The organism is Microbulbifer hainanensis, from assembly GCF_014904735.1.
Taxonomy (GTDB): Bacteria; Pseudomonadota; Gammaproteobacteria; order Pseudomonadales; family Cellvibrionaceae; genus Microbulbifer; species Microbulbifer hainanensis.
Map to the genome: position 1 here is coordinate 73,692 of NZ_JACZCR010000010.1, position 23,122 is coordinate 96,813.

19 protein-coding genes are annotated in these 23,122 nt (G+C 58.7%); 5 read left to right on the forward strand and 14 right to left on the reverse strand.

What is annotated here, in order from left to right; genetic code table 11:
- Positions 1–29: 29 nt before the first annotated feature.
- The 6 genes from IG168_RS03870 to IG168_RS03895 all read right to left on the reverse strand — a co-directional run bounded on the left by IG168_RS03870 (position 30) and on the right by IG168_RS03895 (position 4,090).
- Entirely contained in the window at positions 30–464 is a 435-nt protein-coding gene (locus IG168_RS03870) for a GNAT family N-acetyltransferase (RefSeq protein ID WP_193161908.1), read from the reverse strand.
- Between the two features lie 88 nt (positions 465–552).
- Complete coding sequence (locus IG168_RS03875; protein ID WP_193161910.1) at positions 553–948, reverse strand: cupin domain-containing protein; 396 nt, start codon at positions 946–948, stop codon at positions 553–555.
- 134 nt (positions 949–1,082) lie between these two features.
- Positions 1,083–1,517, reverse strand: coding sequence for a GFA family protein (locus tag IG168_RS20960; RefSeq protein WP_404931986.1), 435 nt, complete (start codon positions 1,515–1,517; stop codon positions 1,083–1,085).
- 395 nt (positions 1,518–1,912) lie between these two features.
- Positions 1,913–2,641, reverse strand: a complete 729-nt coding sequence (locus tag IG168_RS03885; RefSeq protein WP_193161912.1) for a hypothetical protein — start codon at positions 2,639–2,641, stop codon at positions 1,913–1,915.
- 261 nt (positions 2,642–2,902) lie between these two features.
- Positions 2,903–3,700, reverse strand: a complete 798-nt coding sequence (locus IG168_RS03890) for a flavin monoamine oxidase family protein (RefSeq protein ID WP_193161914.1) — start codon at positions 3,698–3,700, stop codon at positions 2,903–2,905.
- A gap of 105 nt (positions 3,701–3,805) precedes the next feature.
- Positions 3,806–4,090 carry a hypothetical protein gene (locus IG168_RS03895; protein WP_193161916.1) on the reverse strand — a complete coding sequence of 95 codons (285 nt, stop codon included), beginning with the start codon at positions 4,088–4,090 and terminating at the stop codon, positions 3,806–3,808.
- Between IG168_RS03895 and IG168_RS03900 the strand changes: the two genes are divergently transcribed.
- Positions 4,090–4,407 carry a hypothetical protein gene (locus tag IG168_RS03900; protein ID WP_193161918.1) on the forward strand — a complete coding sequence of 106 codons (318 nt, stop codon included), beginning with the start codon at positions 4,090–4,092 and terminating at the stop codon, positions 4,405–4,407. The two genes, IG168_RS03895 and IG168_RS03900, sit on opposite strands and share 1 nt — an antisense overlap.
- A gap of 179 nt (positions 4,408–4,586) precedes the next feature.
- Complete coding sequence (locus IG168_RS03905) at positions 4,587–5,195, forward strand: L,D-transpeptidase family protein (RefSeq protein ID WP_226876507.1); 609 nt, start codon at positions 4,587–4,589, stop codon at positions 5,193–5,195.
- 68 nt (positions 5,196–5,263) lie between these two features.
- Here the strand turns inward: IG168_RS03905 and IG168_RS03910 are convergent, their stop codons facing one another.
- The 8 genes from IG168_RS03910 to IG168_RS03945 all read right to left on the reverse strand — a co-directional run bounded on the left by IG168_RS03910 (position 5,264) and on the right by IG168_RS03945 (position 17,792).
- A complete protein-coding gene (locus tag IG168_RS03910; RefSeq protein ID WP_193161920.1) occupies positions 5,264–6,682 on the reverse strand; it encodes an alanine/glycine:cation symporter family protein in 1,419 nt (472 codons plus the stop codon).
- 85 nt (positions 6,683–6,767) lie between these two features.
- On the reverse strand, positions 6,768–7,859 hold the full coding sequence (locus IG168_RS03915) for a LacI family DNA-binding transcriptional regulator (RefSeq protein WP_193161922.1): 1,092 nt from the start codon (positions 7,857–7,859) through the stop codon (positions 6,768–6,770).
- 87 nt (positions 7,860–7,946) lie between these two features.
- Entirely contained in the window at positions 7,947–8,642 is a 696-nt protein-coding gene (locus IG168_RS03920) for a DUF6445 family protein (protein WP_193161924.1), read from the reverse strand.
- Positions 8,642–10,150 (reverse strand): tryptophan halogenase family protein, encoded by a 1,509-nt coding sequence (locus IG168_RS03925; RefSeq protein ID WP_193161926.1) that lies wholly within the window; start codon positions 10,148–10,150, stop codon positions 8,642–8,644. The genes IG168_RS03920 and IG168_RS03925 overlap by 1 nt, the downstream gene beginning before the upstream one ends.
- Before the next feature lie 103 nt (positions 10,151–10,253).
- On the reverse strand, positions 10,254–11,285 hold the full coding sequence (locus tag IG168_RS03930; protein WP_193161928.1) for a cupin-like domain-containing protein: 1,032 nt from the start codon (positions 11,283–11,285) through the stop codon (positions 10,254–10,256).
- A gap of 15 nt (positions 11,286–11,300) precedes the next feature.
- Positions 11,301–12,053: a SapC family protein gene (locus IG168_RS03935; RefSeq protein WP_193161930.1), complete on the reverse strand. Its 753-nt coding sequence runs from the start codon at positions 12,051–12,053 to the stop codon at positions 11,301–11,303.
- 241 nt (positions 12,054–12,294) lie between these two features.
- Positions 12,295–15,306, reverse strand: coding sequence for a TonB-dependent receptor (locus tag IG168_RS03940; RefSeq protein WP_193161931.1), 3,012 nt, complete (start codon positions 15,304–15,306; stop codon positions 12,295–12,297).
- A gap of 341 nt (positions 15,307–15,647) precedes the next feature.
- Positions 15,648–17,792, reverse strand: a complete 2,145-nt coding sequence (locus tag IG168_RS03945) for an alpha-glucuronidase family glycosyl hydrolase (protein ID WP_319024655.1) — start codon at positions 17,790–17,792, stop codon at positions 15,648–15,650.
- 264 nt (positions 17,793–18,056) lie between these two features.
- On the opposite strand from IG168_RS03945, the gene IG168_RS03950 reads away from it, so the two are divergent.
- The 3 genes from IG168_RS03950 (at position 18,057) to manD (ending at position 22,885) form a co-directional block, all read left to right on the forward strand.
- Positions 18,057–20,453, forward strand: coding sequence for a glycoside hydrolase family 3 N-terminal domain-containing protein (locus IG168_RS03950; RefSeq protein ID WP_319024656.1), 2,397 nt, complete (start codon positions 18,057–18,059; stop codon positions 20,451–20,453).
- 88 nt (positions 20,454–20,541) lie between these two features.
- Positions 20,542–21,627 (forward strand): glycoside hydrolase family 43 protein, encoded by a 1,086-nt coding sequence (locus IG168_RS03955; RefSeq protein ID WP_193161935.1) that lies wholly within the window; start codon positions 20,542–20,544, stop codon positions 21,625–21,627.
- A gap of 46 nt (positions 21,628–21,673) precedes the next feature.
- Positions 21,674–22,885, forward strand: a complete 1,212-nt coding sequence (gene manD, locus IG168_RS03960) for a D-mannonate dehydratase ManD (protein ID WP_193161937.1) — start codon at positions 21,674–21,676, stop codon at positions 22,883–22,885.
- Positions 22,886–23,122: the final 237 nt, after the last annotated feature.

Sequence of the window (23,122 nt, forward strand, 5' to 3'; positions counted from 1 at the left end):
CATCTTGAGCCAATGCATCCTGACTGCGTTTACTGGTCGCTTTTCAAATTCACAATGGAGAAATGGTGACTCGCGATGTTAAAGCCTTCCCGCAGGTAAAACTTATGTGCCGGGAAACGCTGTACACCGGAATCCAAATGGATTTGTTCACAGCCAATTTCCAGTGCGTAGTCTTTGAGCCAGCGTATCAAGAACTCACCAACCCCACTAGAACGGTGGCTGGCGCTGGTCACCAGGTCATCGATGTAGATATGCTTCCCCCATGCCAGCTTCTCGCCAACAACAAAACCGGCAACCGCCAGCACTCCTGCGGATGACTTCACATAAATCACCTGGTACCCATTGGATTCTTGCTTTTTAATCTGCGCCGACAGAGATTCGGCATCATAGCCTGTACGTAATTGCAGCAATACTTCGAGTACCGCCAGATAATCAGAGTTATCCTCCAAAAACCTTACTTCCATTTCTCCCCCATTGACCAATAAAGCCGTAACAACCTCTCAAACTATCAAACCTTCCAGCTTACTGCAGCAAAGACGCCTAGCTATTCTCTTACGCGCCAACCGGACGGTCGACACTATGCGAAGTCGGTTGAGGCGTTATCGTCATCACTTTAACTCCATCAGGAGATTCAAAGCGATGCCAGATACCTTGTGGAATAACTAACATTTGACCAGCTGCTAGATGGTTACGCTGTTCCTGGCCATCCATTAGAAGTATTAATGTGGTCTCACCGCCCAAAACATGGACGAATTCATCACCGTTAGGATGTTGCTCCCATTCACTGAAGCCGGAATAGTGCGAAACATAGATACCGCCATCTCGATATTCAGATAACAAAGCAAAGGCGTCCCGAGCCTCCTCATCTGTAGTTTCAGGAGTTCTCCCATTCAGGAATTTTACTCTGGAAAATTCATCACCAATTGTAATGGCTACTGACTTTGACATTAACAGGTTTCCCATAGACAAATAGTACTGTAATCAGACACGAACAATCTGCGACTAACCGTGTACAGACTCACACTCTTAGGAAGGCGACAGCGGTAAAATTTACACATATAGCCATCGATTCAATCGCCGGGCTACGCCTCTGTTTCCCGTACTCTCTCTTCACTTCCTGGCCAGGACTCATATTGTGGTAGCCCATCATTGATTTCATACCAGGAGGCTTTTGAAGCAGTGAATATATTTGCCTCCGGCTTTGAATCAACCCCCTCCAGAGCACCCAGCGCAACACCTAATACATTGGGCTTATCCTCATAGGTACTGTGCAACGGAGATCCACATACTCTGCAAAAGTATTTTGTGACATTATCTGAAGACTTGAATGAACTCAGAAGTTCCCGGCCAGTAAGCAGTTCAAATTGAGAAACATCAATTGAAGCACGCGTACGGAAAGGAGCCCCATGCCATCGACGGCATTTTGAGCAGTGGCAATTATATACCGGACCGAGCCCTCCGGAAATTCTGTATTTTACGCCCTCGCATAGGCATTTTCCGTGAATACTTTTCATCATCTTTCCCAATAGGTGTAACGCCCCTATAGGGGACGATCAATACTGTGCATTGTTTACGCAAAACCTGTAATGAAGTGACTCACACAAAACTTGTACCGCGTTAGAGGTTCTTCTTCACCCACAGAAACCAGCCAAAAAGCAATGACCCTTTACGACAGATCAACTTCAACGTCACTGAAAACCATCTCTCTCGAACTTTCGATATTATTTTTTTATGAATGAAAATGATAGCTCACCCAAAAAATAGTGACACGAAGACAACAACTGCCAGAACGCAAGAGCATTTTTTCATTGCTAGACTTTACCGTTTGGCGCCCACTTCAAGGCACATATGTCTCGATATGGCGGCGAGGTTGCACAGCCTCTCAAAGCTAGCCCGCAACGCCCTTTCTGGCTCATTCAGCGCCATAAGTAGCCTTATATTCTCCGGGAATATCAACAGGATATAACGAGCCTGACAAAGCCAAAATAATGATCAGCGATACCGCAGCTCCGCATGAAATAATGGCGCAGCCTATCCAGTTTCTTCCCTTCTGCGTCAATCGTGCGCGCGTCAGCCAGTGGGCGGCACACGCTAAATGACTAAATACGGCCACCACCGCGAGGAAATAGTATGGAACAAAGTAGAATTGGAAAGGCGGCACGTGAATACCAGCTGCCGCAAAATAGAAATTTGTATCGAGGTGCAACAGGCTTCTTCCGTACAACACGGCACCCACATGGTTCAGGAGAAAAAACGCGAGATATCCGCCGGAGATAGCCTGCAGCCGATCATAGAACCCCCGTCGCTGGCCCCACCGATTCTTGATGAACAGGACACCTGAGCAAATCTGGAATAAAACACAACCAAGAAGCAATGCCTCGATCGCCGGTTGGCGGTACAGGTGCCGGAAGGACTCCATAAAATCAATATGCGCATCGATACCCTGAACGGCCAACAAGTGATTGAACACATGGACAATCACGAACGCTCCGATAACGCAAGCGGATAGCCGGTGTAAGGTATGGATAATCTGGGTGTCCCCGGTAGCTCCTTCGTTAGCAACAGCGGCCGAAGCGTATCCCAGGCTCTCCGGCCCATGCTTTTCGCGCGAAAATTTGACGAGTTTGCTAAATGGTACCATTTCGGAATCCTTTCCTTGTGACGCATGCGGCAGTGAGTGCCTTACGGCAACAATTGAAGCAGATGATTCCTACAACTTTATTGCCATAGCTTTGTCTTGTCGAACCACAATCACGGTATTCGTTATTGGACAAAACCACTCCAACCAGTAAATTCGCCCTCGACACCACATCCATCAGCGCAGCCTGTAGCGCAGTCAACCATCAATAAAAAAGGTGCGCACCGTTTCCGGTACGCGCCTATCGTTTTCGCCCCAGGCGAATTAGGCCTGGTGAATCTCCTGCGCTGCGCGTTCGCCGGTGGAGATATTGTCCGCAATCGACAGGAAGTGGTTGATATCCTCGCTGCTCAGCGCGGCGAATGGTTTGTCGCCGCCGATTTCGCGGCCATAGTTCGCGCCAAAGAAATCCACCAGCACACCGTCGGTGGTGCCGGTAACCGAGGTGCAGTCCAAGGTATCCAGCATTTCCGGGCGGCCGACGTAGCTGACACCGTTGGGGGGAAAGGTATCGCCATCGATAACCTGCAGCTGCGTCCACGGGCGGGTGGCGCAGTGGTTCGCCAGCTTGCCGTTGCTGCCAAACGCCATACGCTCGATCGCCATGCGCCTTTCTGCGCGGAAGGCATTGTACCGGCGCGGCTCAATGTCCACGTCGCGGAGCATTGAGAAAGGAATGGCCAGTACCTGGCGATCGCAGGTGTACTCGTAGCCGTCGGCGAACGAGAGCCGGTATGGGCCGTTGATATCGCCCTTGATTGCGGAAAGTTTGCGCCCGGTCTCGATACAGCCCTCCGGCAGCTCCTCAACCATGCGACTGACCAGCAGGTCGTTACCACCGACGATGGGGAAGCGCTCGTCGGTACTGACCAATGGCAGTGCAGTATTGATCGGGTTCCAGGCCAACAGGTAAATCAGGTTCAGGGCGGTCTGGTCCTCCGGCTGCAGGCCGTACTCGGCCACAATATCCGACCGGAAGACCTGTCCCATAATGGAGTTAGCGCCGATACCCACGTGATCCAGCCAGGTATTCACATCGACATAATCCAGCTCGCGGTGCATCGCATTGTTGTTGTCATATGTCAGCAGCCACGGCGCATCAGACCCGCAAGGGGGGAGAGAGATTTACGGCTTCTCATTTTGTCGTTTATCTAAAGCCTGGTGAGTTTAGAGAAGCGCTAACCCCGTTTCGAAACTGCCCTGAAAATCCCGCTGAGAAGCCATGGACTGACTTAACGCCTCCGGAAGACCCAATAACCGCAGGGCCGCGGTAAAAGCGCAATGGCTGAAACCCCATGTTCGCACCGCGCCGCTGGTCGCGTTGCCCGGTAGTGTCGCCCGAGCATAACCGCCCAGCTTATTATTCAAAATCGAAATAATATTTGCGCCACTGTACAGATACGTGCCGAAGGCTGAATGAAAATTCGCCTTTTTGAGGAGTTTTTTGCACATTGCGCGAATCAACTTTGTGGGCCCGCAAAGAGAGCGAACCAACCTGGTGCATTTGCGCAGACACCGGCGGTGCAGCCGGGATCCTTGAAGGCCGGATAACCAAACTCGTGTGTCAAACACGCACCGGCAATATCGCGCGGGACGCGGAGCAGGCCTGCCCGCAGCCACAGCTCTCCGCGCCGATTCATCCCATCGCGCGCGCCCGCCAATTTATCGTTTCGATCTATCGGTTTTTTCAGTCATACCCAATTGATGTAATGGTGATTTTTTCAGCACCCTACCATCGTTGGCACTTGCTGCGGTTGCGACCGCCGTGAGCCCATTCTGCGGCCAAGGCCGGGAAACACCGGCGAGCTGCTTTGGGGAAAGCCACAGCCTGTTGTCGCGTCGTAAAGACGTGAGGGAGTTTTTTACCCCGCGAGCGCACGCGCATCGGGCACAGCTTGCAAGTCGCTGTTATCGCAACAGTTGTCGTCTGCAAAATGAGAGGTGCGCAATGCAAAGCCATCGTTCGCTGCTGAAAAAATGTCTACTCACCGGTACGCTGCTGCTCAGCGGCGCCACCCTGTTTTCACCCTTTGCCCAGGCCCGGGACTATCGCAATCCCTACAGCCCACCGCCATACATGAACGAAGATCCCAGGGTCAACGCGAGGGCCTGGTGGCGCAGCGACGTTTATGGCGGCACGCCCTATATCAGGATCGACCTGAGCGAACAGATGGCCTATTTCTATAAGGGTGGAAGGCTCGCGGGGGTTTCTCCTGTTTCCACGGGAATGGCCGGACACCGGACACCGACCGGTAATTTCCGCATCTCGGAGAAGTCGTATAGCCACCGCTCCAATCTCTACGGCCACTACGTGGATCGCCGCGGCTATGTACTGCGTAGCAACGTCGACATACGCCGCGACCGCAGACCGCCGGGAGCCGTTTTCCGCGGCGCATCCATGGACTTCATGATGCGCGTGAATGGCGCCGTCACCATGCACGCTGGCCGCGTGCCGGGATATCCGGCCTCTCATGGCTGTATCCGCCTGCCGTGGCACATGGCCAAAATCTTTTTCTCCCACGCCACCGTCGGCACCAAGGTCTCCATCGTGCCTTAATGCCAACGAGTTTAATCAGACATAAAAAAAGCCGAAGCTTTCGCTTCGGCTTTTTTTATCACTGGCCATTACGCCTCGCGCTTTTGTACCGGCGGCGCCGCCGTTTTTTCCTCCCGGGCCAGCGCAGTGAAATAATCGTGCGCAGCGCGGTTGACCCGCTTAGCCAGCAGCAGTGTGGAAACCATGGTCGGCACCGCCATCACTGCGTACATGCCGATGATGATACTGTTCACCGCATTCAGTGAGGCCACGGCGCCGATAACAATCAACGCGATATAGGCCACAGTATAAAAACCCTGGAAACGGTTGCCGAACAGGAAGACAAAACACTTCACGCCGTAATACCAGAAGGTGACGATGGTGCTGAAGGCGAGCGGGATGACCATCAGCAGTAACAGCAGCGGACCGATGCCGCCGAACACCTGGGAGAAGGCGTCCGCCGTCAGGGAAACGCCCTCGATACCCTCGCCGTGCTGCCAGGCACCGGTGAGCAGGATCACCAGCGCTGTGCAGGTGCAGATCACCAGTGTATCGATGATCGGGCCCGTCATCGCGACCACACCTTCGCGAATCGGCTCGGTGGTTTTGGCCGCACCGTGCGCGAGGGACTCGGTGCCGATACCCGCCTCATTGGAAAATGCCCCGCGGCTGATACCGGTGGTAATCACTGCGCCGAGTGCGCCGCCGGCCACCGCCTGGCCGCTGAATGCATCGGAGAAAATCAGCGCGAATGCGCCGGGCACCTGCTGCCAGAAATATCCGATCACGATCAGCGTCAGCACCAGGTAAAAAAGCACCATGCCCGGCACAATGCGCACTGCGAATTTGCCGATGCGCTGAATGCGCCCGGCGATGACAATCGCGGCGAGCACCGCCAGTGCGCCGCCGACAAGGAAATTGAACAGCAGCGCATTGTCTTCGCTGACCCATCCCAGTGGCACGGCGAAGGATTCACGCAGCAGCTGTACCGTCTGGTTGGACTGGAACACCGGCAGCGCGCCACACAGACCCGCCACCGCAAACAGCAGTGCCAGCGGCATCCACTTGCGCCCCAGCCCCTCGCGGATGACATACATGGGGCCGCCCTGCAGTTCGCCCGCCGCATCGCGGCCGCGATACATCACCGCCAGCGATGCGGTATAGAACTTGGTCGCCACCCCCACCAGCGCCGTCACCCACATCCAGAAAATGGCGCCTGGCCCGCCGGTGCTGATGGCGATGGCCACGCCGGCGATATTGCCGAGCCCGAGGGTGCCCGATAATGCGGTGGACAACGCCTGCCGGTGCGGCACCTGGCCCGGGTCGTCGGGATTGTCGTACTTGCCCCGCAGCAGGTCGATGCTGTGGCCGAGGTGGCGGTAGGGACGCGCGCGGGAGCTAATCAGCAGGAAGAGCCCGCCCCCCACCAGCAGTACCAGCAATGGCGTGCCCCAGACGAAGGCGGCAAAAGCGGCGAGCGCGGAGTCGATAGCGGCAAAAACAGACATGAAACGGCAATCCGGCGGTTTTCAGTGGAACGAACCGGTTATGCTCGCTCAATGGAGGCAAAATCTCAAATGCGCGAGTGGCCGGTCAGACAGACGTCGTGCCACCTACGCGCCGCTTGCCGTCGCTCTCGGCCGGCGGCGGCGCATCGGACTGGCGCTGCACCAGGGTGAAATCCAGTAACTGGTGACGCCCTTCCAGCACCTCTCCGTCGCGCCGCGCGCGGACTTCTTCCACCAGCAGATCCACAGCGGCACGGGCCATCTCGATGATCGGCTGGTGAATAGTGGTAAGTTCGGGCCAGACGGTAGTGGCGAGCGCAGTGTCATCGAAACCGCACACCGTCAGGTCGCTGGGCACATCCAGTCCGCGCCGATGGGCAATTGCCACCGTAGCCGCCGCCATATCGTCGTTACTGGCAAAGATAGCCGTGGGCCTGTCTTCGACCGCGAGCAGCTGTTCAGCCGCCTGCAGTCCCGAGCGGTAAGTGAAGTGCCCCTGCGCCTCGAGTGCGTCGTCTACCGGCAGGCCCGCTTCGCGCAGGGCGTCGCGGTAGCCCGCCAGCCGGCGTCCGCTGGCGATCTGATTGGTATCGCCGATGACGAATCCGATGCGCCGGTGCCCCAGGGAGATGATGTGGCGGGTCATGGCAAATGCCGCCTGGTAATCGTCGATGCTGACCGCCGAAGTATTGTTGTACGCATTCTCCGAAGCGATCGCCGCCGCCGGCGTATCGCTCGCTCGCAACAGTTCCTGCATGCGCGGCTGATCCGACAGCGGCGGTGTGATCAGCAGCCCCTCGACCCCACCGGCCATCAGCCGCGCGGCCACGGTTTCGGCGTCCTCCTCGGTATCGCACTTCTCGACCACCAGCTGGATATTGTGGCGGCTCGCCTGCTCCAGACCGCCGACCAGCACCTCGCTCAGGTAGGCGGCACTGGGGTTGCTGTACAGCAGGCCGATGATGATCTGGTCGGCGCTGGCCAGGCTGCGCGCGGCCCTGTTCGGCGTATAGCCGAGGGACTCGATCGCCGCCAGCACCGCATCGCGCGTCTTTGCCCGCACGTTGCTCTCACCGTTGATGACACGGGATACCGTCATCGGCGATACGCCGGCACTGCGGGCGACGTCGCTGATGGTGGGGGCATTCCGCTGACGGCGGCTCTGTCTCTGTTTCACGGTTACTGATGCCTGGGCGAATTGAATTCAACGTCTAATGATCTATCCAAACATTGCATCAACGCAATATCTGGCACAATGCCGGAACTAGATCACATCAATGAAACTGTTGATGGAAAGCCTGCCCGTACGCGGGTCGGCGTCCGGCACGAAGTCGCTGGCGATGGAACCGGAATGCAGTGAATTGCGCCGGTAAATCAGCACGCGGTTGAACACGCCATCCTGCGCGGCAATGCGTTCGAAGTAGGGATTGTCGCCATCGATATAGCCACTGCGGGGGAAATTCTCCGCAGCGCTCTCCCGCTGCAATTGCACCAAATAGGGTTCGCGCCGTCCCGTATCAATGGTCTCATACCCCGTAGCGCGATGCCGGTAAAATGCGGTGCCGCCGAATGGCCGGTCAAACAGGTAGAGGATCGAAGCCAGCCCGCGCGGTTCTGTGGAGTCGACATGGGGCACCCACTGGATTGGCGACAGCTGCTCCGGCGGGGTCGTCACCAGCGAGTAATGACACATGGAGAAAGCCAGTTTGGCGGCCCGCAACTGGAAATGCTCGATCAGCAGATCCTGCAACTGCTGCAGGAAAAACTGTCGATACTGCAATGGCGCCCGCGCACGCACGCCGGGGTAGTAGCGACTGCTGGCGGAAAAGGATTTTCCGGCGGCGGACTCCCTGAGCTGCCGCGCATCGTCGATGAAGTTATCCACCACCAATAGCGGCGCACGCTCCCGCCCGATGGTCAGTTCCTTTATGTGAAATTCCGGGTGGCGCTGCAGTCGCATCAGGCACCGACCTCACTGCACCCGGCCCCGCAGTAACGTTCGATAAACACCTCGTGCGCTGGTAGCTGCGCAACGGCATCGCGGATCTGCTGGCGAATGCTAGCCAGAAAGTTGTCGAGCTCGCTCTCGCTCATCATGCGCGCGAGGTGGTGACTGCGCTGGGGAATCAGTCCCTGCCCCACCATGACCTGGACCCAGGAGTCCACGCGGAACAGCTCGCCCTCTGCCTGAAAGGCGTGGCCGTTTTCGCGGAACAGCGCCATGCGATGAGCCAGTGTTTCCGGAACCGACATACTGCGGCAGTGCCGCCAGAAGGCGCTGTCGCGCCGCTCCGTCAGGTGGTAGTGCAGCACGATGAAATCGCGGATTTTCTCCAGCTCCTCGCGGGTCTTGCGATTGTATTCCTCTTCCAGTGACGGGGTGATCCCAGCGAAGGGGAACAGCTGCATCAGCCTCGTGATACCGGTCATGATCAGGTGGATACTGGTGGATTCCAACGGCTCGATAAAACCGCTGGCCAGTCCCAGCGCGATACAGTTGCGGTTCCACGCTTTTCTGCGGCGGCCTGTGCGAAAACGCAGCACGCGCGGATCGGTCAGCGCCTCACCCTCGACATTTGCCAGCAGCTCCCGCTGTGCGTCTTCATCGGTCATGTAGCGGCTGCAATAGACAAGGCCATTGCCTGTACGCTGCTGTAGCGGTATGCGCCACTGCCAGCCCGCCTCCCGGGCGATCGAGCGGGTATAGGGCAGAGCCTCGCCGCAGCGCTTCGTCTGTACGGCAACGGCGCTGTCGCAGGGCAGCCAGTGGGACCAGTCCTCATAGCCGCTGTGCAGCGTCTGCTCGATCAGCAGGCCGCGAAAGCCGGTGCAGTCGATAAACAGGTCGCCCTCGAGCACCTGGCCGTCTTCGAGTAGCAGTGACTGGATGTCGCCGCTGTCGGCACACTGGTTGACGTGGGCAATCTTGCCCTCGACGCGTCGGACTCCGAGCTTTTCACTGAAGGCCCGCAGGAATTTTGCGTAGAGCCCCGCGTCAAGATGATAGGCGAAGTTGATATTCGACTGTGGCGACGTGGCAAAGCACCCCGCCTTCGCCGCCTGCAATTCGAAGCAGTAATCGCCGATTTCTGATTCGATCCCCAGTTCCAGACCGCGCAACCAGAAGTGGTGGAACTCTGCCAGCCAACTCTCGCGGCCGTTTTTGCCAAAGGCATGGATATAGCGATCGCCGACCCGTCCCCAGTTTTCAAACTCGATACCCAGCTTGAAAGTAGCCTGCGTCGCGCGCATAAACTGCGCCTCGTCTATCCCCAGCAATTTGTGAAACACCCGCATTGGTGGAATGGTGGCCTCGCCGACGCCGACCGTTCCGATCGCTTCGGATTCCACCAGGGTAATATCGAGCAGTTCCCCAAGTTTCTTCGACAGCGCTGCAGCAGCAATCCAGCCGGCGGTACCGCCGCCGGCAATAACGACCTTCGAGACCTTCTCTTTATTGTTCTGCATCTCTCACCTCTTATCGCGACTATCGCCCCGGCATTACGCCTGTGCGGGATTTCCACTCGCCTCACACAGAGCCATCGCAATACATTCTCGCGGTCCGTGTCCGTCAACGATTCAATTTGTTGATCAGCATCGCCCGCAGCCGACGCCCGGCAGTTTCGTCCAGCGGGCCGAGCAGGCCCCGGGCCTGTTCCGGCAGGTGTTCCCGCGGTTGTTCCCGCGCGCCGAAAATGTAGTAGTCAAAAATGTGCTTCCACGCCGCCCGCTCCTGTCCCGGGCGATCCCGCAGACTGAGCAGCGCGTGGAACACCGCGTTCATTGGTGTGCCCATGAACTTCGGCGATGTATTCCACCAGTAATTGATCAGCACGTTGAACGGCGCCAGCGCCTCGACCTGGTGCCACCAGAGACTGGGGTAGAAAATCGCATCACCCGCTTCCATATCCGCCACCTGCCCCGCCGCCAGCGCCTCGCGGAAACGCGGGTAGCGCTCGAAGTCCGGATTGGCAAAATCCACCATACTCACCGCCTGTCCGCCGGGTGTCGGCTCGAGCGGACCCGGATAGAGGTTGGCAATCTGCTCCGGTGGAAACAGCGTAAAGCGACGCCGCCCCACCGCGCAGCAGGCGATATTGTTCGGTGCATCGTAGTGCGCCGATGCCAGCGAACGATTGCCGATCCAGATACTCATCAGCGGATCGTTGCCGGCAAACATGGGGTCATCGAATTCCAGATCGTTGTGTTCCCGCAGCCCCGGCAGGCAGGCATCGGCGGTCGTCGAACCGACGTAGATCGACGGCGGCGCCGCGTCATCCAGGTACTCGGACAACTGGTCCAGCACCTGGTCGAGCGGCAGTCGCCGCAACTCGAAATTCATGCCGCCCAGGTCTTCGGTATAGAAGTAGCGCCCGCGGATTTCCGGCGGGCCGAGATAGGTACCGACGGTGCGGCCGTTGTAGAAAGACTTCAGGTAGTCCATCGCCGCCGCACTGGTACGATTGCCCAGCTCGACCAGCGCCCAGTCTTTCACCAGCCCTTTCAGGAGCACCGGCTCTCCGGCCTCCATCAATTCCGCAAAGGGAATCGCGTCGGGAGTGATACCACGCAGTTCTCTAACCCGATTGGCTGCTTCGCTCATGGCCACGCCCCCGACTCAGGCCTCGACCACACGGGCCGTTTCAGCTTGACGGGCAACGCGCCTGCGCTTCATCTCGATCAGCTTCTTGATGTTATGGAGAGAGGCCGCAAGCAGGAAGGCTTCGCGGAGATATCCGGCGCGGTTCAGTTTCTCCAGGCTGGCGCCGTCCAGGGCCGCGAGCTTCTCCTCGTTCACGGTGTAGTAGCCACCGAGTTCGATATGCTCGTCGCGGTGTATCTCCACGCTGATGCTGACCGACTCGATCAGCCCGCACGCATCGAGTGCACTGTACAGACCGCCGGCAATCTCCATCCCGGCGTGAATCTTGCGCAGCGTCGAAGCAATGCCATCAAGGTAAGGCGAGTTGCCCCCGTGGGGCAGGAATACAGCCTGGCCGCGGCTTTCGTTGACCCGCGGATTGTCCATGTCCACATGGATCACCGTCTCGCGGCGCAACTCGCCGTCCACCTCCTGCTCCTGAAAACCGATCAGGAAAGGACCGCGGGCGACAATGGCCGGAACATAGCTGGCATTCCAGTCACCATTTTCCAGAAACAGGTTTTCAGCCCGGCGGAACCCGAGCAGTGCCACGGCCTGGAACTGATCGCCATCGCGGTGTAACAGGATCGGGTATTCCCGCTGAATATCGCCAAACTCGGTCGGGAAAGTGACCACAGCACCGACATCATCACCATAGCTGGCGGAGTAATCGGTAATGATTTTCAGGTCTTTGTGAGAGACATTGTTCAACAGCACATGATTGGTCATGGCTCCCCCATCACTTGTAGTTTTTATCGTTTTTCGCATTACATCCGGCGGCAAAACTAGCCGGGGACATACGCTCAGCTCGCAGCTTTGCACCGATGAAAGCACAGTTTTTTGGCATTCCAGTATTGCGTTCAAATACCCTTGGCGCAACGGTTTTTTCGGAGAAATGGCCATAAAAAAGGGCCGCTGAAAGTAGCGGCCCAAGCTTAACAACAAACTCACCCAGGTGAGGTTCGAGCAATCAGAAAGCGTAACGTGCGCCCAGTTGGTAGCGCGCGCCCTGGTCTTCCAGGTACCACAGCTGGCTGTAAGAGCGGCCGTACTGACGCACATTTTCTTCAGTCAAGTTCAACCCTTCAAAGAACACATTCAGGTTATCGTTGACCTCGTAATTGACGTTCAGGTCCAGCTGGTAGTAATCATCCACAAAAACCGGGTTCTTGGAGTTACCCTTGTTGACTTCGTTCAGGTAGTTGTCGCGCCAGTTGTAGGCAAGGCGCGCCTGGAAGCCGTAGTTTTCGTAAATCCCCACCAGGTTAGCGGTGTCGCTGAGGCCGGTCAGGGCAAACTGGGCAACGCTCGGATTCGCGTTCACATCAAAACCCACATCGCCGCGCACAATCGTGTAGTTCGCCTGCACACCGAAACCGGTATCACCGAAGAAGTGCTGTACCGCGAATTCGGCACCGTAAATCTTCGCCTCCTTGTTGTTGTCCGGCTTGGACGTGCGGAACATCATCAGCGGATCGTCACCGTTCGGCGCCAGATCGTAGGCCGTGGCCACGTCGATGGCGAACTGCGCATCGTCGGTATAGTCCGCCGCACCGTTGGGATAGGCTTCCGGGTGCTCGAGTACCGACATCATCACAAACAGCGATGTATCGTTGAGCGCCCAACCATTATCCGCCAGTGCCTGGGCCGCCGCCTCCGCGCGCGGGCCATTGGTCACGTCGCGCATGCCGAAATGGTTTTCATCCACTTGCGCAGTACCGATAAAGTTGTCGACGCGCTTCTCGAAGAAGCCGACCGAGGCATAACTGGTATCGCTGTAATACCACTCCAGAGACAAATCCAGGTTGTTGGAATCCAGCGGCAGCAGTGCCGGGTTGGAGGCCTGTGCCGTGGGCATAGTGCCATTGTAGGTGGAGCCTACGGTGCCGAAGTTGCTCACCGACGGTGACAGGCTGCCGTAACCGGCGCGGGCCAGCGTCTTGCTGTAGGAGAAACGGCCTTTCAGGTCTTCGCGGAAGTTGATCGAGAAGTCGAAGCTCGGCAGCAGGTTGTCGTAGCTGGCATCGGCACTGATCAGCTGCGGATCACCGTCGGCGTACTTGGTCATAAAGTCGTTGTTGTCCTGCCACAACAGGTATTGCGGCAGCTGCTGCAGGGAAGACGACTTCACGTCGGTGGATTCGTAGCGGACACCGGCCAACATATGTGTGGGCATTTCGCCGAGCTGACTGTCGATGGCCACCTGGAAGTAGACCGCGGAGGAATCCTCTTCCACATCGTTGTTGGTGGTGAAGTTATCGGCGATCGCACACTGGTAGCCGTTGCCGGCAGTAGCGTATTGGGTCATGGCCCAGTTACACAGAGCCACGGGATCGCCGTGGAAACCGGTTCCCAGCGCATTCGACGTATTGTAGTCGTCGAACTGCCCGGTGAGGCTGAACTGATTCCACAGCTCATCGGGAATCTCACCGGGGTTGGCAATACCCCAGTCACCCAGGCCCATATAGCGGTTGGACGCCTGCTGGTTCATATCCACGGCCATGGATTCGACGCCGAAATCAAAACGGCCGTTATCGAATTCCAGTGACCCGTCCAGTTTCGCCTGGGTAATTTCGGTGGACTGGCCGGCATACCAGATACGCGCCACCTGGGTACCGAAATCGCCGGTATCAAACTGGCCATTGTTATTGCCGCGCACAGAATCATCGAAAGTAACGTTGGCAATGGGCAAGTCGCCACCGTAGTTCACCACCTGCGAAGTCAGGATCGGCGCGGCGATACTGACATCGATAGAGCCGGCATTGCCAGGTCCGCTCGGCAGACTGTCCATGGTGGAATTGTGCGCGTCGAATTTCAGACTGAAGGCATCGCTCACCTGCCAGTCCGCATTGAAGCCCACAGATTTCAGTGTGTTGGTCTGCTCGCGCCACTGCTGCTCGAAGCCGGCGTCTTTGCCGCTGAGCACTTCGGAATAGAGAATCGGCGATGCCACGCTGGAGTTGTCGAAGGCAACGTGATCGGCGCTGTTACCGTTGGCAAACCAGAAGGTCTGTTCGCCGCGGTGTTCCTGCAGGTAGTTTTCCGCGTAGGTGTAATCGCCGGTCAGGGTCATGCTGTCCATCGGGCGGAATTGCAGAGTCAGCTGGCCGTTGGTCCGCTCGCGGTGGCGATCGGACCAGGCGTAGCGCAGGTCATTCGGACGCGCGTAAAGCTGGCCGTCAGCCGGAGCGTTTTCGATCACGGCATCGTCGGTGAAGGAATAGAGATTATCTTCGCCCCAGGTGCCGATATTCCAGTCGTTGACCGCGGATGCCGCCGCACCGGAATCGCGTTCCTGATAGCTGCCACTCAGGGAGACACCGTATTTTTCGCTGTCGTCAGTCCAGCTGAAGATACCGGAAATTTCGGGGGTGAAATCGTCTCCGGCAACATTGGTGGTGTCGTTGACCAACTTGCCGCCGAATGTTGCCTGCATGCCCGGGTTGTCGAACGGCTTGGCGGTATCGATATTCACCGTCGCACCGATACCACCGCTGGTGATATCAGCGCGGCCGGTCTTGTACACCTGCACGCCGCTGACACTCTCCGAAGCCAGGTTGGCAAAGTCGAAAGCACGGGAGCCACCGCCGCGGGTGATACCGGCACCACTGCCACCGCCATAGGCAATACCGCCCGGCAGGGTACGACCGTTCAAGGTGACCATGTTGTTGCTGCCGGTAAAGCCGCGCACGGTAATCTCAGAGCCTTCGCCATTGACGCGGTTGATCGACACACCGGAGATGCGCTGCAGAGATTCCGCGAGGTTGGTATCCGGAAATTTACCGATATCTTCGGAGGAAATGGCGTCCACGACGCCGGACGAGTCGCGCTTGATATCCATCGAGCGCTCGAGTGATGCGCGGATACCGGTAACGCTGACCTCTTCGATTTGGCTGGATTCCTGTCCCATGGCCGTCTGTGCACAGGCCATGGTTGCCATTACCGTGATAATGACATCCGACAACTTCTTGCGTTGAAACATAGGACTCTCCCTTCATTCGCGATTTGCCGCCGTACCTTTCCCGACTGCACAACTCCAGGAGTGCTTTGGTGGCTTTTTTTTATTGGTTATTGTTCGGTATTTATCGTTTTATGATACCGCTACCATTTTTAGAATTACGCCTCCCTTTTGGCGTTGTCAAGCGGTTTTATTCCCGTATGGAAAATTCATGGGGTATTTTGTCGCGATACGCTTCCGCGATGCTGCCGGAGGGACAGTTTGCAAACTTCCGCTGCCGTACTCCATCGTCCGGCCGGGCGAATCGTGCAGGTCCATGTCGAGACGCAAATCCGGACGCGAAATTGAACCAGGATGCACGCTTGTCAGTGTCCCGGAGCCCAGGGAAACTTCTGCGCCCGGTAGTACGCCAGTGCGTGCTCCGGCGGCCGCACACCACGGGGCAGCTCGCGGCCGGAAACGGAGCGAAAATAAGCGATACAGGCGTCGCGCCACCAGCGCGCTTCGCGTTGTTGAATCGCGAGAAAATCCGCTGTTTTGGCAAAGCGTTCGCGATCGACGTACCTGTGCAGCGCCGACCACTGCCGGCGCATGGCGGCTACTTCATCCGCGCCCCGATCGTAGCGGTAGACGAGTTCCCCCCACAGGTCGCGACCGGTCGACATGGGGTAGTTCCACGGTAAGTGGTGAAACCAGAGCAGATACTTCTCCGGCACACTGCTGCGCCCGGCAAACTTCGCGGCGATTGGCGGCGCGTACTGTGCGACTGCGTCGCTCCCCTCAGCCGTGCGGTCAAAGCCGATGCCGCGCGCGTCGGCGCGGTGGTAATACACCGGGTTCCATTCCGGTCGCGCCAGTGTGTCGACCCAGGGCGCCGGACCGTAGTGGTGGCCGGTACCCATCAGGTGCGCCAGCCCCAGCGGCGTCATGTAATCCACCACCGCCTCCCGCGAAGCCATCATCATGTCCGCTGCAGGCCCGACGAAACTCCCGTCGGGCACAAACGTCATCGAAAGCCAATCCTCGGCAATGGCGCGCGCAGAGTCGCGCGGATCCCAGGCCAGGCGACCGAAGACATACCAGTTGGCCTGGTTGAAAATGGAGCCGCTCCAGTCCCGATCCGTGCCGATATTGGCCACGCCGGCAATCCCCGTCGTGCGATAGCCGTGTAAGCTGCCGTCCACCACGCTCGCGACCGTCGCACTGCCATCACAGCGACCGCTGGCAGAGCGGCAGGTATCCGCGTCGAGTACTTCCTCGAACAGGGGCCCGAGGTAAGCCAGGTGCGTGGCGAAACCCAGGTATTCCTTGGTGATCTGGAACTCCATCATCAGCGGCGTATGCGGCATGGCGCCGAACAGCGGGTGGAAAGGTTCCCGCGGCTGGAAATCGATTGGGCCGTTTTTCACCTGCAGCACTACGTTGTCGGCAAATTCACCGTCGAGGGATTTGAACTCGCTGTAGGCCTGTTTGGCGCGGTCTTCGGGATTGTCGTGCGCGTAAACAAAGGCCCGCCACATCACCACCCCCCCGTGGGGTTCCAGCGCTGCAGCCAGCATGTTGGCGCCGTCCGCATGGCTGCGCCCGTAATCCTGCGGCCCCGGCTGGCCCTCGGAATTTGCCTTCACCAGGAAACCGCCGAAATCGGGAATCGCCGCGTAGATCTCATCCGCCTTGTCACGCCACCAGTGGCGCACGTCCGAGTCCAAAGGATCCGCGGTCCCCAGCCCGCCGATTTCCATCGGCGCATTGAAGCGCGCCGACAGATAGACGCGAATGCCATAGGGACGGAATACATCCGCCAGCGCCGCCGCCTTGGCAATGTAGCGCGGGGTCAGGCTGTCGGACTTGGCGTTGACGTTGTTGAGCACCGTACCGTTGATGCCGATGGAGGCGTTGGCGCGCGCGTAATCGGTGTAGCGCGGATCGCGGAAATCCGGCAGGCGCCACCAGTCCCACAGCGACTGGCCGGCGTAGCCGCGCTCCACGGTGCGATCCAGGTTGTCCCAGTGGTTGAGCAGGCGCAGCTGTATCTGCGGAGAGGAAGCCAGGTCGAGCTGCGCGATCGGTTGCCGGGTCTGCAGCAGGCGCAGGAATCGGTAACTGCCGTAGAGCACGCCGATATCGTCGTTGGCGGCAATGGCGGTGGCCCGGTGCCCGTCGACGACGACACTGCGAATCAGGTAGCCGCCGGGCCGCAGTTGCGCCAGCGGCAGATCGAGCCGGGCGATGGTGGGCGACGAAGCCGGTGTGCCGAGCAGCAGCGTGCCGTCGCGGCGCACGCTACCTGCCTGTTGGGGTTCCGCACCGAGCAGGCCGGCGAGGCCGCGGCGCAGCTCGCGCTCGGCGGCGCGTATTGTCGGCGACGGCGCGCGCGGCAGCAGCAGCGCCTGGGCCAGCGGCCGGTACTCTCTGCGCCACTCGGCCGATACCGGCTTGTAGCGCAGCCACAGGTCGTAACCGTCTTCGGCGACTGCGGGCAGGGCCGCTGTCGCAATCGATATAAGCACTGCACTCCGCGCCGCAAGACGGGAGAACCAATCACACCATCGCATAAACCCAATCCTCTATTTTTATGTTTTTGGGTTTTCGTAATCTCTAACGCCAGCGGTATTTCCGCGCACTTTCCGCGCTCCCGACCAGGCAATAAAGCCGAGTCAGTCGCACAGAATGTCGCAAAAAGCCCTTTTCCAACCGGGCCTTGCCACCTATGATGGTACCGCTAACATTTCCTCAAAAGATAACACAATAACGATGATGAAGGAGATACCACCGTGCAATTCCGCAAAAAAGCACTGCTGATCGGCCTCGGCGCCGGCAGCTGCCTGGCCATCGCTGCCTTCTTCACGGCAACCGGTGAAAAAAGCCCTACTGCTTCCACCACAGCCAACGGCGAACAGACACCGCTGTACCGCGATGCCAGCGCACCGGTCGAGCAGCGCGTGGAGGATCTGTTGTCGCGCATGACCCTGGATGAAAAGGTCGCGCAGCTGGTTACCGTGTGGGAGGACAAGCCGTCCATCATGGACGACAACCTGAATTTCGACGCGGCCAAAGCACACGACGCCTTCCCCAACGGCATCGGCCAGATCGCACGGCCATCCGACCGCCGCGGCGCGCCGGCGGGCGGCCCGCGCTGGCGCAGTCAGGAAGACACCATCGCATTTATCAATGCGGTACAGGATTACGCGGTGCGCGAAACCCGCCTGGGTATCCCCGTGCTGTTCCACGAGGAGGCCCTGCACGGCTACGCCACCGAGGGCGCCACCAGTTTCCCCCAGGCCATTGCCCTGGCCAGCAGCTGGGATACCGATCTGGCGCAGCGGATTAATTCGGTCATCGCCCGCGAAGTGCGCACCCGCGGTGTATCGCTGGTGCTGTCGCCGGTCGTGGATATCGCGCGGGATCCACGCTGGGGGCGCATCGAGGAAACCTTCGGCGAGGACCCATACCTGGTCGGTGAAATGGGTGTGGCCGCGGTGCGCGGCCTGCAGGGTGACACGCTGCCACTGGCGGACGACAAGGTATTCGCCACGCTGAAACACATGACCGGTCACGGCCAGCCGGAGAGCGGCACCAATGTCGGCGCGGCACCTTTCGGTGAACGCACACTGCGCGAATATTTTTTCCCGCCGTTTGAACAGGTGGTCAAGCGCACCCATATCGGCGCACTGATGCCGTCCTACAACGAAATCGATGGAGTACCCAGCCACGTCAACAAATGGATGCTGCACGACGTATTGCGGGGCGAATGGGGTTACAAGGGCGCGATCGTCAGCGACTACGAAGCAATTCCACAGTTGATGAACCTGCACCATATGGTGCCGGATATGGAGTCGGCCGCCGCCGCTGCACTGGATACGGGTGTGGATTCCGACATGCCCGACGGCCGCGCCTTTCACCTGCTGACCGATGCCGTGCGCAGCGGCCTGGTGCCGGAATCCCAGATCGACCGGGCCGCCGGCAGAATGCTGGCAATGAAGTTCAACGCCGGCCTGTTTGAAAACCCCTTCGGCGATGCCGCGGTCGCGCGGGCAGTTACCGACTATACAGAGGCGCGCGAGCTCGCCCTGGAAGCTGCGCGCAAATCCATCGTCCTGCTGAAGAACGACGGCACCCTGCCCCTCGACGCCGGCGCCCTGAAGACACTGGCCGTGATCGGTCCCAACGCCGCAGTGGCGCGGCTCGGCGGTTACTCCGGCGGCCCGCGCCACCGGGTCAGCATTCTCGACGGTATCCGCGAAAAACTCGGCAATGCGGTGAAAGTTGTGCATGCCGAAGGCGTGCGCATTACAGAAAATGACGACTGGTGGGCGGACGAAGTAAAGCTCGCCGATCCGCAGGAAAACCGCGCGCGCATTCAGCAGGCTGTGGCCATCGCCAAAGGTGCCGACGCTATCGTGCTGGCGGTGGGCGACACCGCGCAGACCAGCCGCGAAGGTTGGGCCAACAACCACCTGGGAGACCGCGCCAGCCTGAAGCTGGTGGGCCAGCAGGGCGAACTGGCAGATGCCATGTTCGCGCTGGGCAAGCCGGTGATCGTAGTGTTGATCAACGGCCGCCCACCGGCAGTGGGACATATCGCCAGCCGCGCCAACGCGCTGATCGAGGGCTGGTACCTGGGACAGGAGGGCGGCACCGCCATGGCCGATACCCTGTTCGGCGACAGTAATCCCGGTGGCAAACTGCCGGTTACTTTCGTCCGCGATGTTGGCCAGCTGCCGCTCTACTACAACCACAAACCAAGTTCACGGCGCGGTTACCTGTTCGAAGACAAATCGCCGCTGTTCCCGTTCGGCTTCGGTCTCAGTTACACCACTTTCGACATCGGCACCCCGCAACTGTCGACTCCGGCTATAGCGCCAGACGGCACCGTACAGGTTGCCGTCAAGGTGAAAAACACCGGCGCGCGCACCGGTGATGAAGTGGTGCAGCTGTATGTTCACGACAAGGTAGCTTCGGTCACCCAACCGGTGAAAAGACTGCGGAAATTCCAGCGCGTCAGCCTGGCGCCGGGCGAGGAGCGCACCGTCAAATTCACGCTGGGCCAGGACGACCTGTCGCTGTGGAACCTGCGCATGCAACAGGTAGTGGAGCCGGGAGAATTCGACATCATGGCCGGCGGCAACTCAGCCGAACTGAAATCCACTACGCTGACGGTGCGGGGTTGACGGCGCTCCCCGGTAATCGGGCGGGGCTTCGCAGCCCGCTCGATTGCCGCAGTAATTGCCGCAAAAAAATAACGAAACGGAAACAGCGATGTTCAAAATAAACAGGTGCATGCTGGCGCTAATGCTTGCCGCCGGTGCTTCACTCCAGCAAACCGTCGCGGTCGCCGATGGCAAACCTGTGACATCGCCGCGAAATTTTGCCTCGGCGCCGCTGGTTACGGATATCTACACCGCCGACCCCTCCGCCCACGCCTGGGATGGAAAACTGTTTATCTATCCCTCCCACGATATCGCCACCGATTCCAGCGAGAACAACAGCGGCGAACAGTTCGCTATGCGCGACTACCATGTCCTGTCCATGGATAAAGTCGGCGGCCGGGTGCGGGACAATGGCGTGGCCCTGTCGGTCGACGACGTACCCTGGGCAAAACGACAGATGTGGGCACCGGACGCCGCACGCAAGAACGGAAAGTACTTTCTCTATTTCCCCGCCAAGGATGAGCAGAATATTTTCCGGATCGGTGTCGCGGTCAGCGACTCACCGACTGGCCCTTTCGTCGCGCAGCCGCGGCCCATTCCCGGCAGTTACAGTATCGATCCCGCGGTCTTTGCCGATGAAGACGGAGAGCATTTCCTCTATCTCGGTGGTATCTGGGGCGGGCAACTGCAGCGCTGGCAAACCGGAAAATACACTGAGGAAGACCGCTATCCCACTGACGACCAAGCGGCGATCGCACCAATGGTGGCGAAGCTTTCCAGCGATATGCTGGGTTTTGCCGAAACGCCGCGAAAAATTGAGCTACTGAATCCCGATGGCACGCCGATTCGCGCCGGGCAAACCGACCGGCGTTTCTTCGAGGCCGCCTGGATGCACAAGTACAACGATACCTATTACTTCTCCTACTCCACCGGCGACACGCACAATATTGTTTACGCAACCGGAGACAGTCCTTACGGCCCGTTCACCTACCGCGGCGTGTTGTTAAAGCCGGTTTTGGGTTGGACCAATCACCACTCAATCGCAAAGTTTAACGGCCAGTGGTATCTCTTTTACCACGATGCGCAGCTCTCCGGCGGACAGACACACCTGCGCAACGTGAAGATGTTGCCACTGACTTACAACGCCGACGGCAGCATCCAGACGCTGAGCGCCTTTGCCGAAAACCGGGGCTAATATAACTGCCCCGCCCCTGAGACCATTGACCGACGGACTGTAACCCATGCCAAAAATCACCGCCGCCCGGGTAATCGTCACCTGTCCCGGCCGCAATTTCATCACCCTTAAAATCGAAACCGAATCTGATGTCCACGGCGTCGGCGACGCGACGCTGAACGGCCGCGAGCTCGCCGTGGCGAGCTATCTGCAGGATCACGTGATTCCCTGCTTGATCGGTCGCGATGCGCACAATATCGAGGACACCTGGCAATACCTCTACCGCGGCGCTTACTGGCGGCGCGGACCGGTAACCATGAGCGCCATTGCCGCGGTGGATATGGCGTTGTGGGATATCAAAGCCAAGCTCGCCGGCCTGCCGCTCTACCAGCTGCTCGGTGGCGCCTGTCGCCAGGGCTGTATGGTCTACGCCCACGCCAACGGCGAAACCATTGAGGAAACCCTGCGCGAAGCGCATAAATATATCGATATGGGTTACCGCGCGGTGCGCCTGCAGAGTGGCGTACCTGGGCTCGCCTCCACCTACGGTGTTTCCAAGGACAAGGAACGCTACGAGCCGGCAGATGCCGACCTGCCCACAGAGAATGTCTGGTCGACGGAAAAATACCTCCGCAGCACGTCGGAGCTGTTCGCCTGCGCCAGGGAAACACTCGGCTGGGATATTCACCTGCTGCACGACGCCCACCACCGCATGACCCCCATCGAGGCGGCGCGACTGGCAAAAGACCTGGAACCCTTTCGACTCTTCTGGCTCGAGGACGCGGTACCGGCGGAAAACCAGGACAACTTCCGCCTGATCCGCAGCCACAGCACCACGCCGCTGGCAGTTGGCGAAGTGTTCAACAGTATCTGGGATTGCAAACAGCTGATTGAGGAGCAACTGATCGACTATATCCGCGCGACGGTTGTGCATGCCGGCGGCATTACCCACCTGCGCCGCATCGCCAACCTCGCCGCCCTTTACAACGTGCGCACCGGTTGCCACGGTGCCACCGATCTTTCGCCGATAACGATGGCCGCGGCACTGCATTTTGGCCTGTCGATTCCGAATTTCGGCATTCAGGAATATATGCATCACACCGACGAGACCAATGCGGTTTTTCCGCACGGTTACACTTTCAGCGACGGCTATCTGCGCCCCGGAGAACAAGCCGGCCTCGGCGTGGATATCGATGAGGAGTTGGCGAAGGAATTTCCCTACCAGCGCGCCTACTTGCCAGTGAACCGGCTGGAAGATGGCGGGATGCACGACTGGTAATAAGAATCCCGGAAAAACAGCCCGGCACCGCAGCGGACCAGCAAGCTGAACGGGCGTGAGCACCGATTGGCGCACCATTCATTTGTAAACGTTTACATCGAATGGTAGCGTTATTCCAGAACAAATACACCGGGCCTGTCGCTGCGACATCCGTACCGGTGAAAACGATAAAAATAACTCGGCGAAAACGGCGATGATTCCCTTCGACACCAGTGCGACTTCATCTCCGCTCTGCGC

Bases quoted from the DNA above. Each gene is read 5' to 3' on its own strand.
- IG168_RS03870 (WP_193161908.1), bottom strand. From the start codon at position 464: ATGGAAGTAAGGTTTTTGGAGGATAACTCTGATTATCTGGCGGTACTC.
- IG168_RS03875 (WP_193161910.1), bottom strand. From the start codon at position 948: ATGTCAAAGTCAGTAGCCATTACAATTGGTGATGAATTTTCCAGAGTA.
- IG168_RS20960 (WP_404931986.1), bottom strand. From the start codon at position 1,517: ATGATGAAAAGTATTCACGGAAAATGCCTATGCGAGGGCGTAAAATAC.
- IG168_RS03885 (WP_193161912.1), bottom strand. From the start codon at position 2,641: ATGGTACCATTTAGCAAACTCGTCAAATTTTCGCGCGAAAAGCATGGG.
- IG168_RS03890 (WP_193161914.1), bottom strand. From the start codon at position 3,700: ATGCACCGCGAGCTGGATTATGTCGATGTGAATACCTGGCTGGATCAC.
- IG168_RS03895 (WP_193161916.1), bottom strand. From the start codon at position 4,090: ATGTGCAAAAAACTCCTCAAAAAGGCGAATTTTCATTCAGCCTTCGGC.
- IG168_RS03905 (WP_226876507.1), top strand. From the start codon at position 4,587: ATGCAAAGCCATCGTTCGCTGCTGAAAAAATGTCTACTCACCGGTACG.
- IG168_RS03910 (WP_193161920.1), bottom strand. From the start codon at position 6,682: ATGTCTGTTTTTGCCGCTATCGACTCCGCGCTCGCCGCTTTTGCCGCC.
- IG168_RS03920 (WP_193161924.1), bottom strand. From the start codon at position 8,642: ATGCGACTGCAGCGCCACCCGGAATTTCACATAAAGGAACTGACCATC.
- IG168_RS03925 (WP_193161926.1), bottom strand. From the start codon at position 10,150: ATGCAGAACAATAAAGAGAAGGTCTCGAAGGTCGTTATTGCCGGCGGC.
- IG168_RS03930 (WP_193161928.1), bottom strand. From the start codon at position 11,285: ATGAGCGAAGCAGCCAATCGGGTTAGAGAACTGCGTGGTATCACTCCC.
- IG168_RS03935 (WP_193161930.1), bottom strand. From the start codon at position 12,053: ATGACCAATCATGTGCTGTTGAACAATGTCTCTCACAAAGACCTGAAA.
- IG168_RS03940 (WP_193161931.1), bottom strand. From the start codon at position 15,306: ATGTTTCAACGCAAGAAGTTGTCGGATGTCATTATCACGGTAATGGCA.
- IG168_RS03955 (WP_193161935.1), top strand. From the start codon at position 20,542: ATGTTCAAAATAAACAGGTGCATGCTGGCGCTAATGCTTGCCGCCGGT.
- manD (WP_193161937.1), top strand. From the start codon at position 21,674: ATGCCAAAAATCACCGCCGCCCGGGTAATCGTCACCTGTCCCGGCCGC.